Source organism: Sphingobacterium alkalisoli (assembly GCF_005049105.1).
GTDB classification, from domain to species: domain Bacteria; phylum Bacteroidota; class Bacteroidia; order Sphingobacteriales; family Sphingobacteriaceae; genus Sphingobacterium; species Sphingobacterium alkalisoli.
In genome coordinates this window covers 165,298-176,676 of the sequence record NZ_SUKA01000006.1, presented here as the reverse complement: position 1 = coordinate 176,676, position 11,379 = coordinate 165,298, and the positions used below count along the sequence as shown (strand labels likewise).

10 protein-coding genes are annotated in these 11,379 nt (G+C 39.1%); 7 read left to right on the top strand and 3 right to left on the bottom strand.

The genetic code is table 11. From position 1 onward, the window contains the following. The first annotated feature begins 7 nt into the window (after nucleotides 1–7). Together mrdA and rodA are read left to right on the top strand one after the other, a co-directional pair. Nucleotides 8–1,975: a penicillin-binding protein 2 gene (gene mrdA, locus FAZ19_RS18160; protein ID WP_136822176.1), complete on the top strand. Its 1,968-nt coding sequence runs from the start codon at nucleotides 8–10 to the stop codon at nucleotides 1,973–1,975. Then, a complete protein-coding gene (gene rodA / locus FAZ19_RS18155; RefSeq protein WP_136822175.1) occupies nucleotides 1,968–3,242 on the top strand; it encodes a rod shape-determining protein RodA in 1,275 nt (424 codons plus the stop codon). Before mrdA ends, rodA begins: the two co-directional genes overlap by 8 nt. Here rodA and FAZ19_RS18150 read toward each other — a convergent pair. From FAZ19_RS18150 to FAZ19_RS18140, 3 genes are read right to left on the bottom strand one after another with little or no spacing between them, the layout of a single operon-like run. Further along, entirely contained in the window at nucleotides 3,239–4,093 is an 855-nt protein-coding gene (locus FAZ19_RS18150; RefSeq protein ID WP_136822174.1) for a nucleoside phosphorylase, read from the bottom strand. The genes rodA and FAZ19_RS18150 overlap by 4 nt on opposite strands. Next, nucleotides 4,090–4,707, bottom strand: a complete 618-nt coding sequence (locus FAZ19_RS18145; protein ID WP_136822173.1) for an IMPACT family protein — start codon at nucleotides 4,705–4,707, stop codon at nucleotides 4,090–4,092. The genes FAZ19_RS18150 and FAZ19_RS18145 overlap by 4 nt, the downstream gene beginning before the upstream one ends. Then, nucleotides 4,704–5,561: a DMT family transporter gene (locus FAZ19_RS18140; protein WP_136822172.1), complete on the bottom strand. Its 858-nt coding sequence runs from the start codon at nucleotides 5,559–5,561 to the stop codon at nucleotides 4,704–4,706. Before FAZ19_RS18140 ends, FAZ19_RS18145 begins: the two co-directional genes overlap by 4 nt. Nucleotides 5,562–6,140: 579 nt before the next feature. On the opposite strand from FAZ19_RS18140, the gene FAZ19_RS18135 reads away from it, so the two are divergent. From FAZ19_RS18135 to FAZ19_RS18115, 5 genes are all read left to right on the top strand, one after another. After that, on the top strand, nucleotides 6,141–6,965 hold the full coding sequence (locus tag FAZ19_RS18135) for a prephenate dehydratase (protein WP_136822171.1): 825 nt from the start codon (nucleotides 6,141–6,143) through the stop codon (nucleotides 6,963–6,965). A gap of 39 nt (nucleotides 6,966–7,004) precedes the next feature. Next, on the top strand, nucleotides 7,005–8,111 hold the full coding sequence (locus FAZ19_RS18130; RefSeq protein ID WP_136822170.1) for a chorismate mutase: 1,107 nt from the start codon (nucleotides 7,005–7,007) through the stop codon (nucleotides 8,109–8,111). Further along, nucleotides 8,111–9,361, top strand: a complete 1,251-nt coding sequence (gene aroA, locus FAZ19_RS18125; RefSeq protein WP_136822169.1) for a 3-phosphoshikimate 1-carboxyvinyltransferase — start codon at nucleotides 8,111–8,113, stop codon at nucleotides 9,359–9,361. Before FAZ19_RS18130 ends, aroA begins: the two co-directional genes overlap by 1 nt. Before the next feature lie 65 nt (nucleotides 9,362–9,426). Then, nucleotides 9,427–10,518 (top strand): chorismate synthase, encoded by a 1,092-nt coding sequence (gene aroC / locus FAZ19_RS18120; protein ID WP_136822168.1) that lies wholly within the window; start codon nucleotides 9,427–9,429, stop codon nucleotides 10,516–10,518. Next, nucleotides 10,511–11,365 carry an ROK family protein gene (locus FAZ19_RS18115; protein WP_136822167.1) on the top strand — a complete coding sequence of 285 codons (855 nt, stop codon included), beginning with the start codon at nucleotides 10,511–10,513 and terminating at the stop codon, nucleotides 11,363–11,365. Before aroC ends, FAZ19_RS18115 begins: the two co-directional genes overlap by 8 nt. The last annotated feature ends 14 nt before the right edge of the window (nucleotides 11,366–11,379 follow it).

The following is an 11,379-nucleotide window of genomic DNA, read 5'->3' as shown; positions in this document are numbered from 1 at the left end:
TAGATTCATGAATAGTTTTTTCGAGCGAAAATTTGTCATACAAGGAATATTTATCACAATAGCACTCGTTATTGTCGCTCGATTATTCTATTTACAAATCATTGATGATTCCTTTTTGTTATCCGCAAACAATAATGTTTTACGTAAAGTAACCGTTTATCCAGCACGCGGCATTATTTTAGATAGAAACGGTAAAGTCATTGTTCAAAATGAACCCGTATATGATCTTTTAGTGACCCCTAGAGAAGTAAAAGATATCGATACCGCTCTACTATGTCAACTCATCCATATCGACATGGCAGGATTCAAAACTCGTATGGCAAAAGCTCGTGCATACTCCCCCTACCGTGCATCGCAATTCGAAAAACTAATTTCTTCGGAAACGTACGCACGCCTACAAGAACATTTGCACAAATTTAGAGGTTTTTATGTACAGAATAGAACCGTCCGAAGCTACCCCGATAGCATTGCAGCTCAATTTTTGGGATACATCCAGGAAGTAAATGACAAGGATATCGAACGATCTAATGGTTTCTATAAACCTGGCGACTATATTGGGGCGAGTGGTGTTGAACGCTCGTACGAAGAACTATTAAGAGGAAAGCGCGGTATCAAAAATCTGATGGTCGATGCGTTAAATAGGCCTAAGGGCGTGTTTATGGAAGGCAAATACGATACCTTGGCGGTTTCTGGAGATGGACTAGTATCATCTTTGGATATAGAGTTGCAAGTATTAGCCGAGCAGCTCATGAAAAACAAGCTCGGATCCGTGGTGGCAATCGAACCATCCTCAGGAGAGATCTTAACATTCGTGAGTAGCCCTTCTTACGATCCCAACCTCATGGTAGGAAAAGATCGTGGCAACAATTACATGGACATGCTCAACGATCCAAACAAGCCAATGTTCATTAGACCGATTCAAGCATCTTACCCCCCGGGATCTGTGTTTAAGGTAGTGGCCGCCCTTACGGCCCAACAAGCGGGGCTAATCGATCAAAACACAATATTCAACTGCCCAGGTGGGTATCGATATGGAGGCGGTCGAGCCATTATGCGCTGTACACATGTTGATGGACCTACTAACCTTATAAAATCCATACAGATGTCGTGCAACACCTATTACGGCTACGTGTACGCCAAAATGATTGACTCTAGAGGTTTACCCGGGCCAAAAGCATATGATTTATGGCGCGAAGGTCTTCTAAAGTTTGGTTTGGGCCGCAGGTTAGGTATCGATCTTCCAGGGGAGAAAGGTGGATTCGTGCCGGAGTCAAGCTTCTATACCAAGCGATATGGAAATGAAAAATGGAGATCGGGTTATAATATTTCCTTGTCAATTGGACAAGGAGAATTAGGTATCACCCCCCTACAGATGGCGAATGTTATGGCTATCGTTGCCAATAGAGGCTTTTACTACAGACCTCATCTTATCAAAGGTATCGGAGAGAAAAAAATCGTTAAGCAAGAATTTACGGAAAAAATATCAGCTGGTGTCGATGCTAAATACTATGCCCCGGTAATTGAAGGGATGAGTCGTGCCGTAAATATGGGCGGAACGGCGGCAAGCGTACGCATTCCAGGAATTGAAATGTGTGGAAAGACCGGAACGGTTCAAAATCCGCATGGTCAAAACCACGCCGTATTTTTCGCCTTCGCTCCACGAGAAAATCCAAAGATAGCAATTGCCGTATTCGTCGAAAATGCGGGATATGGTGGCACTTGGGCAGGACCTATCGCTAGCATGCTCGTTGAGAAGTATCTACATGATACCATTACCTTACCCAAGTATATCCAAGACCGCATATACAACGCAAACTTGTTACCTGAGGTTGAAAAAAAGAAGGATTCAGCAATGAAAAAGAATCCCACAATCATCAAAAAAGTTCCCGTCAACAGTCCAAAACAAACTTCTCAAAGCACAGAGAAACAAGAACTTTTAGTACACCACAGCCAAGTTAGAAGAACGCATGAATAAATTACAAAACAAAAGCTTTCTCGGTCGAATAGATTGGATCACAATCGGTCTGTGGTTTTTATTGTGTTTGATCGGATGGTTTAACATTCATGCTGCCGTATTTGACCCCGAACATCCCGGGCTGTTCAATCTGCAGACAAATTATGGTAAACAAACAATTTTCATTTTTACCGCGGTTATTATCGGATTTTGTATTCTTATTATTGATTCCAGATTCTTTATTTCCATCACGCCTATTCTTTACATTATTGTCATACTATTACTGATTGCTGTGCTAATTATCGGTCGAAATGTCGGCGGAAATCAAGCATGGATCCCCATTGGAAGCTTTAGATTGCAACCATCCGAATTTGGCAAATTAGTTACTTGCCTATTATTGGCTTATTATCTAAACACACAAGCAAACAAAACACCAAATAAACAAACATTATTCATTGGTGCTTGTATTGTACTCTTTCCTGTCGGACTAGTTATGCTTCAACCCGACACGGGATCTGCACTCGCGTTTTTCTCTTTAATTTTTGTCTTCTACCGAGAGGGATTTGTCAGCAATCTCTTCTTAATTTTAGGAGCACTAGCAATTTTACTTTTTGTATTGGCTTTACTGATAAACCAGTGGATATTAATTGGCATTATTGCTTTAACATCACTGTTTTTTATGTTTCTATTTCGTAAACGTCGAAAGAATATTATCAACACAGGTTTATTATTCATTACAGCCTCTATATATATTCTGGGCGTAGACTTTGCTTACGAACAAGTATTACAACCTCACCAAAGGAATCGTATTGATATTATTTTGGGAAAAATGGATGATCCGAGAGGACAAGGTTATAATTTGAATCAATCCAAAATAGCTATAGGATCAGGGCAACTCTTTGGCAAAGGCTATCTACAAGGTACCCAGACGAAATACAACTTCGTGCCCGAGCAGAGCACCGATTTTATTTTTTGTACGATAGGTGAAGAATGGGGCTTTGTAGGATCCGTGTTCGTTATTTGTATCTACCTTATTCTTTTGCTTCGAATCGTTAATATTGCTGAGCGACAGCGCACACCCTTTGCAAGAATCTATGCCTATGGTGTTGCATCCATACTATTCTTCCATTTTTTTATCAATATAGGTATGACAATAGGCATAGTACCTGTTATTGGAATTCCACTTCCTTTTATAAGTTACGGCGGTTCATCCTTGTGGAGCTTTACCATATTGCTGTTTATTTTGCTCCGTTTTGATTCGACCCGTAAAGGACTTGGACAAATCTAAATTCTATCCAAGACCCAGCGAATAGCCCTATCTATAATTTCTTGCGGATTCTCACAAAACTGTTCATTAACCCGACTGGCTAAAATTGCATTTATCGAAATCGCATGATGTCCAAACATATTAGCCAATGCATAGATACCTGCAGTCTCCATTTCTAAATTGGTGATTTGCCTTCCATCTATCGAAAAGTGGTTTGCTGTTTTTATCAAGTCGGGGTATACATTGTGCGAACGAACACTCCGACCTTGAGGGCCATAAAACCCCGGCGCAGTCATTGTTATACCGTGGGGTAACTCCATTGCAATTTTTTTCATTAACCGTTCGCTAGCCTTCCCTACATAAGGACTAAAACTTAATTTTGGAAATTGTAAGGAAATCTCCTCCTGCATTCGTCGTTCGATATCTGTATAGGGCTTTATATAATATTGCATTAAAGCATCAAAACCTATTGCATATTCACTAGCAAGAATGGTCCCTATCGCAATATTGCCTTGAATCGACCCTGATGTACCGATGCGAATAATGTCAAGGAATTTCAGTTCAGGTTTTAGCGCCTTCGTCGTGAAATCGATATTAGCCAGTGCATCAATTTCGTTAATAACAATATCAATATTATCCGTTCCAATACCTGTAGAGATAACAGAAATACGCTTGCCCCGCAATGTCCCTGTATGCGTAATAAACTCTCGCTTACCTTTTTTCACATCTAGCGTATCAAAGTGCTGAGAAACGATAGATACGCGATCAGGATCGCCAACAAAAATTACTGTGTCTGCTAAATCATCCGGTTTTAGATTTAAATGATAAATACTCCCGTCCCCATTTAATATCAACTCTGAATCAGGTATCATATCGTATACAAATAATTGGTTTTAACATGCTGTAAATTATCCATTTTCTTAATCACAATATCTACCTGTAATTTACGGATTTCAATCTTTAAAACACAATGATTGTCAAAATGCTGACTCACAATCTCCACTTGTTCTTCTTTTAAAATACGCATCACCTCATTCATCTGCAGATATTCGAACGCCACTTCATACACATCATTAATCGTCTTCTCCACGAATTGGGCGTTAGTCAAAGCTTCTAATGCAGCTGTTTTATATGCATGTATAAGCCCCGGCACGCCCAACAACGTACCACCAAAATAGCGCACCACTACCACCAAAATATTTGTGATATCCTTAGACAGCAATACGTTCAATATCGGTCGTCCAGCTGTCCCAGAAGGTTCGCCATCATCATTTATACGGAATACATTCCGGTCGGATGTAAGCCGATAGGCCCAGCAGTAGTGGCGGGCTTTTGGATGCAATGTTTTGAGTCTAGCTATAACGTCTTTCAACTTAGATTCCTCCTTAAATGGATAAGCATACGCAATAAATTTACTCCCCTTATCTCTAAATATGCCTTCCGTCCCAGATTCGATTGTCCGATAGGTATCTTCAAATGAACTCACAAGTATGCAATTAATAAAACAGATATGATCGCTAAAAATAATCCAATTTGATTGATTCGGCTTAACTTTTCTTTAAAAATTAAAACGCCTACTATACCGCCTAATACAATAACACCAATATTCATAGCTGTAAATACGATTGAAGGATTATCCGGCAGCGCACGATGTGCCTTCATGTAAAGATAAATATTCCCAAAATTGAATATGCCTAATAACAGCCCCCAACCTATGGCTTTTTTATCAAGACTTTTCTTTAGAACCCCTATCTGGTAACCCAAAATACCAAAAGCGACCAACATCGAAAGCACGAACACGATAAACATAGACGTGAGGTAAGTCACCAGCGTATGCTGTGCTATTTGCTTAAATAACACATCTATAATTCCCATTCCCACAAATACGATAAAAGGATAAATCCAGGCATTCTTCTGAAAATTTTCCGCGTGCTTATTCCAACTAATTGAAAACGTAATTGCGATTAACCCCACTACTATTCCAATCATTTTACTCCATATTACCTCCTCTCCAAACACGGCAAAAGATGCGATCAGAGGTATAAATAGCGACAGTCGCTGGGCGATATCGGTCTTAACTATACCACTGGTTCGAATGGCTAAAGCGATGAAAATAAACAAGGTCGGCAGTAGTATGGCCAACGGAATATAGATCATTAAAGGCCATTTTTGCACAAAACTATTCGATAAATCTGGTTTAAGGAGGAAGTAGGTCATCAATACAGCAATGGGATAATTCCATAATACCAATTGTTGGGTATCCACTAGTCTGGATCGGGCTAGTTTTATGATTATGGAAACGGTTACGCTAAATAGTACACTGAAAAATACGTATATCATTTAAAAAATTAATAAGCTTCAATAGTACAAAAATTTTGCAATTACGCGATTATTAATTTTTTATTTTATTCATAATTAACCAGAACATGGATTCTGAACATCTTTTTTTCGAATAAAAACTGCAATAAAAAAACTATAAAATACAACAAAAAAAAATAGTAAATTTACATCATTTTAATCAATAAAAACAGCACAAAAAAACCTAAAAAAAACGTCTGAAAAATAAAAAAAATAACATTATACACTCTAAATCAATTATTAAACATTAAACCTATCGAATAAAACTATAAAAATTTAACACTAAAAATCATTCTTTATATTACTCTTTTTTACAACATATAACAACAAAAAAAACCAATAAATACACTTTAAAATTTTAAAAAAATTTGCTTTATAAAAATATTGATATTATCTTTGTGTTATCAAATAAGAAACATGCACCACAGCACAACATATACATTTTATTTCTTTTATTATCCAAGATAAAAACTGGGATCTGTAGACTGTTGTAAAGCGCAAAATATAGAAAGTCCCGAGATAAAGCGGGACTTTTCTCTTTTAAAGAACACATCAAAAAAAATGAGCATTAGAATTGCAATCCAAGGAGTAAAAGCATCTTTTCACGAAGAAGCCGCATTTAAATATTTCGGAAAAGATATCGAAGTGATAGAATGTGAGTCATTCAAAAAAACCTGTGAAATGCTTAAACAGGGAAAAGCAGATTATGTAGTGATGGCTATTGAAAATTCAATTGCTGGAAGTATCCTCCCAAATTATAATTTATTAAGAGATTATAGATTTCATATTATCGGAGAGGTGCACCTCAATATTCAACAGAATCTACTTGCTTTACCAGGAGTAAAACTTAGCGACATTAAAACCATTGAATCTCACCCTATTGCTATCCGCCAATGTGATGAATTCATAAGTGATCATCCAGATTGGGCAGTTCGTGAAGGTATGGACACTGCAGGTTGTGCAAAGCGGATCAAAGAAGAGAAACTAACCACAACTGCAGCAATTGCGAGTGAATTTGCCGCTAAAATATACGGATTGAACATCTTAGAAAAACGCATAGAGACCCACAAGAAAAATGCGACCCGCTTCCTTATCTTATCCAACGAAGTTGTAGAGCAAAAGAATGCAAACAAAGCATCATTGTCTTTCCAAACAGGAAATTCTGTGGGCTCCTTAGCCAGTGTATTACAATGCTTTGCAGAGCAGAATGTAAATTTAAGTAAGATTCAATCGATGCCCGTTGTTGGGCGCCGAAATGAATACGACTTCTATGTTGATGTAGAATGGAAAAAACAAGCTGATTATGATGCCGCCATCCGTAAAGTACTTAAACACACCGTCAATTTTAGTATCATGGGCGAGTACATCAAAAACGAAAAAGTATAAGTAATTCAACATATTGTAAACAAGAAAATTCCAAATAAGATGAAACATTCATTAGACATCCTTCCGCTAAAATCATGGATCGATACCGGCGACAAGCCTTTAATTATTGCAGGACCTTGTAGCGCAGAAACTGAAGAACAATTGGTTTCCACAGCACATCTATTAGCAAATACCGGCAAAGTACATGTATTACGTGCAGGTATTTGGAAACCGCGTACACGTCCTGGAGAATTCGAAGGTATAGGAAGCATCGGTTTAGAATGGTTAAAAAGAGCAAAGGAAGAGACGGGCTTATTAACGGCTACAGAAGTTGCTACTGCAAAACATGTGGAAGAAGCTTTAGCAGCAGGTGTTGACATTTTGTGGGTTGGAGCTCGTTCTACAGCCAACCCGTTCACTGTTCAAGAAATTGCGGATGCGTTACAAGGGGTTGACGTTCCGGTATTGATCAAAAATCCTGTTAATCCAGATTTATCGTTGTGGGTAGGTGCGCTAGAACGTGTAAACCGTGCGGGTATTAAAAAGATCGGCGCGATCCACAGAGGGTTTTCTTCTTATGAAAAAACAGCTTTCCGCAATGAGCCTATGTGGGATTTAGCTATTCAACTAAAAACCATTGCACCGGATTTACCTATCATCAATGACCCAAGCCATATCTGTGGCAACCGCGAACTTATTCCTTATATCACGCAAAAAGCGTTAGATATGGATATGCAAGGACTGATCATTGAGTCACATATCGATCCATCAGTTGCATGGACAGATGCAAAACAACAAGTTACTCCTGCCGCATTAGCAGATTTATTAGATCATGTTGCTGTACGTCATGCTGAATCCAATAATCCAGCTTTTGAAGATAAATTAGCAGAACTACGTCAACAAATTGACAAACTGGATGACCAAATTATCAAACAGATCGGTGATCGCATGAAAATCGCAGAAAAAATTGGTGAATTCAAACGAGACAATAATGTCACTATCCTACAGGTAACTCGGTGGGATGAAATTGTTCAAAAACGTGTTCAATTGGCTAAAGCACTAAGTATAAGTGAAGATTTTGCAGTTAAGTATTTAGAATTACTCCATAACGAATCTATTCGTAAGCAAAATGAAATTATGAACGCTAATTCACCAGCAGAGGCATAATGAATGAGATAAGCATAACGCTATCACATCAAACAAAACAAATAGGCGGCACGGTTCAACTCACTGGCTCTAAATCAGAGAGCAACCGTGCTCTTATTATACGTGCGTTGAGTGACAGCAAAGTAAAAGTTGAAAATCTCTCTGAAGCTGCCGATACCGTTATTTTGGAAAAAGTATTAATGCAAGTTCACGCAGATGGCTCTGAACGAAAAGTTATTGACATCGGGCCAGCAGGTACAGCTATGCGTTTTTTAACCTCATACCTCAATTTACTCGACGGAAATTTCATTCTTACGGGTACAGAGCGTATGCAACAACGCCCTATCGGGATCCTAGTAGATGCGCTAAAAAATATCGGAGCCCAAATACAGTATATCAGCAAATCAGGCTTCCCTCCTCTTCAGATTGAAGGTAAAATATCTCAGAGCAGTGATAAAGTACACATCAAGGGCAATGTAAGTAGCCAATACATCTCCTCGCTTCTTTTGATTGCCTCCGCATTAAAAACGGGATTAACCATTGAAATTGAAGGTGAACTAACTTCTCGGCCTTATGTGACAATGACCTTGAATATGTTAAAAGAAGCTGGAATAACGTACGAATGGGAAGGTAATACAATTCACGTTGCTCCTCAAAAACATCAGGAATCTGTGCTTTATGTCGAACCAGATTGGAGTGCAGCCTCCTATTGGTACGCCATGGTGGCGCTTTCCGAAAAGGGAGAAATTTTTCTACCTGGTCTAAAGAAAAACAGTTTACAGGGTGATATTTCAATTGCAGGAATCATGAAGCATTTCGGCGTCCAAACGACATTCACCACAAAAGGAATACACATTAAGAAAGTAGCAATTGATTCGAATCAGCAGTTATTTGACTTTAAAGAGTGTCCAGATTTGGCGCAGACCGTGGTCGTAGTAGCCGCTGCATTAAAAAGAAATGTCTCTTTCACAGGACTGGAAACCTTAAAAATTAAAGAAACAGACCGCATTGCAGCACTTCAAAACGAAATTTCAAAGTTTGGAGCTAAGCTAACCGCGGAAGACGAAATTTATCACTTGACCACAGCGAATGTCAAAGATCCAGGTGCCGTATCTTTCGCAACCTATGAAGACCATCGTATGGCAATGGCATTTGCTCCCCTTGCGTTAGTGTTTGACGAAATTACTATAGTAGAGCCTAAAGTTGTAGAAAAATCGTATCCCGCCTACTGGGAGCATCTTGCGCGGCAGGGGTTCCATATTACGAACTAACAAAAATCGGTAATAGTTTATCAATAATTATTACCGATTTGATATATTTACGCAATATTTAAATTATGGCAGGAAATTCATTTGGCGATATCTTTAAAATCACAACATTTGGCGAATCACATGGAGCAGCTATTGGTGTTATTTTGGATGGCTGCCCTCCAAATATTGAGATTGACGAAGAATTCATTCAGTCGGAGCTGGATAAAAGAAAACCAGGTCAATCCAAAATAACAACACAACGAAAAGAGAGCGATACCGCCCAAATCCTATCAGGGATTTTCGAAAGAAAATCTACCGGCACCCCCATCGCTATTGTTATTCCAAACGAAGACCAGCGTTCAAAAGATTACTCGCATATCATGGATAAGTTTCGTCCGTCACATGCAGATTACACCTATCAAATGAAATATGGTATCCGCGATTATCGCGGAGGAGGCCGCTCTTCCGCCCGCGAAACCGCCGCGAGGGTAGCTGCTGGAGCGATTGCAAAGCTGTTCTTAAAACAATACGGAATTGAAATCTTTGCTCACGTCTCCGGGGTGGGAACGATAGAAGCACCCAACCTTGATAGTACAGACCTCAACAGCTTATTCGAATTACGCGAAAGTAATATCGTCCGCTGCGCCGATCCCGGTACTGCAATTGAAATGATCGACTTTATTGATGGAGTTCGCAAAGATGGAGACACAGTAGGTGGCCGGATTTCAACCATTATTCGCCATGTGCCTGTGGGGTTGGGAGAACCTGTTTTCGATAAGTTACATGCCGACCTTGCCAAAGCAATGATGGGCATCAACGCTGTACATGGATTTGAATATGGATCAGGATTTGAGGGGTCCCAGCTTAAAGGCTCTGCTCACAATGATATTTTTGGTTTCGAAAACGAGCGAACTATTACACACACCAATTATTCCGGCGGTATACAGGGGGGGATCTCAAATGGCATGGATATTACGTTTAAAGTAGCGTTTAAGCCTGTGGCAACCATCATGCGCGATCAACCTACGTTAAATCTCTCGCAAGAAGAAACGACTATTTCGGGAAAAGGCAGACACGATCCCTGTGTCGTTCCACGTGCCGTCATTATCGTTGAAGCAATGGCAGCCTTAGTTATTGCAGATCATTTACTAAAGCAAAGAACATATAAGAATGTCTGATAATAAAAATTTTATATTAGCATGCGATATCGGAGGTACACATATTACCTCCGCTATTGTAGTGAAGGATACTTGGAAAATCTTATCTAATACAATCAAACGTGTGTCCTTTAATTCGCAAGAAAATGCTAAATCGATTTTTCAATATTGGACAGATAATATACAGAACTGCCTCAACGAATTTAATCAGGAAATAAAGCAAATAGGTATTGCAATGCCTGGTCCTTTCGATTATGAAAATGGGATCGCGTTGATGAAGGGGCAAAACAAGTACGATAATATTTATAAACTGAGTACAACAGCGGGAATTTTAAGCGGTTTGAAAGATCAACATACCGAAATTCGTTATATCAATGATGCGGCCGCCTTTCTTCAAGGAGAAATATTTGCCTCAAAAAGAGATCATGAAGACCGAATTTTAGGGATTACATTGGGAACAGGATTAGGCAGTGCGGTATGGTCTAATAAGGCTAAAGCTTTCGACGCGGGTCTTTGGAATAGCACTTATAAAAGTGCGTTTTTTGAAGAGTATTTAGTCACCCGATGGTTTGTTAATCGATTTTCAGCACTTTCAGGATTTGAAGAAAAAGGATTTAAGGAAATCGCTCGCACTCATAGGAACACCGAAGAATTCGAGCAACTGTTATCCGAATATAGGACACATTTGAGGGACTTTCTTCATTTTTTCAGCAGAAAACATGCCAGTAAAAAGTTTATTATTGGGGGAAATATTGCAAAGGCATGGGATTTAATCGATAAAGATGATTACTTCAGCGATTTTGAAATTAGTCTTGGCCAATATGAAGAAAAAGCAGCAATAATAGGTGCCGCTTCCTTATTTCAATAATACAAGCCCTCGTT

Excerpts from the sequence above, each read along its gene's own strand:
- FAZ19_RS18150 (WP_136822174.1), bottom strand. The coding sequence starts at position 4,093 with ATGATACCTGATTCAGAGTTGATATTAAATGGGGACGGGAGTATTTAT.
- mrdA (WP_136822176.1), top strand. The coding sequence starts at position 8 with ATGAATAGTTTTTTCGAGCGAAAATTTGTCATACAAGGAATATTTATC.
- FAZ19_RS18135 (WP_136822171.1), top strand. The coding sequence starts at position 6,141 with ATGAGCATTAGAATTGCAATCCAAGGAGTAAAAGCATCTTTTCACGAA.
- FAZ19_RS18115 (WP_136822167.1), top strand. The coding sequence starts at position 10,511 with ATGTCTGATAATAAAAATTTTATATTAGCATGCGATATCGGAGGTACA.
- aroA (WP_136822169.1), top strand. The coding sequence starts at position 8,111 with ATGAATGAGATAAGCATAACGCTATCACATCAAACAAAACAAATAGGC.
- FAZ19_RS18130 (WP_136822170.1), top strand. The coding sequence starts at position 7,005 with ATGAAACATTCATTAGACATCCTTCCGCTAAAATCATGGATCGATACC.
- aroC (WP_136822168.1), top strand. The coding sequence starts at position 9,427 with ATGGCAGGAAATTCATTTGGCGATATCTTTAAAATCACAACATTTGGC.
- rodA (WP_136822175.1), top strand. The coding sequence starts at position 1,968 with ATGAATAAATTACAAAACAAAAGCTTTCTCGGTCGAATAGATTGGATC.
- FAZ19_RS18140 (WP_136822172.1), bottom strand. The coding sequence starts at position 5,561 with ATGATATACGTATTTTTCAGTGTACTATTTAGCGTAACCGTTTCCATA.